This window comes from Seonamhaeicola marinus, assembly GCF_008085455.1.
The window spans coordinates 1-525 of sequence record NZ_VSDQ01000641.1; the positions used below are offsets into that span (position 1 = coordinate 1).

1 protein-coding gene is annotated in these 525 nt (G+C 39.2%); it reads right to left on the reverse strand.

The window, feature by feature from the left end:
- A partial coding sequence (gene rplU / locus FUA24_RS10970; RefSeq protein WP_148542228.1) for a 50S ribosomal protein L21 occupies positions 1-525 on the reverse strand: 525 nt, incomplete at both ends.

A 525-nucleotide genomic window follows, 5' to 3' on the forward strand; every position in this document is an offset into this window, starting at 1 on the left:
TTAAGTTCATCCCACTTACCTTCAGCAGCTAATTTAGCTTGCGCTGGCCAAGTGTCTGTAACATGGTTACCTCTTACATCAGCAATTATTTCAGAAATTTTTTCTGGAGTAGAAGCTGCTAAATCTGCAAATGTTGCAATACCAGCCTCAACCAATGTTGATGCAATTTTAGGACCTATACCTTCAACCTTCTTTAAATCATCAGCTTTTCCTGTTGCTTTTTTAGCTGCAGGTTTTGCCGCTGCCTTTGGAGCTTCTTTTTTTGCTGGAGCAGCTTTTTTAGCTCCTGAAGCCGCAATACTTTCAATTACTATTTCAGTTAAAGCTTGACGATGACCATTTTTTACACGGTAACCTTTACGTCTTTTCTTTTTGAAAACAATAACTTTATCACCTTTAAGGTGCTTAACAACTTTTGCTCCTACTTGAGCTCCGTTTATAGCCGGGGCGCCTACAGTTACATTGTCTCCATCTGCAATTAAAAGAACATTATCAAAAGCAACGCTGCTTCCTTCTTCTCCTTGT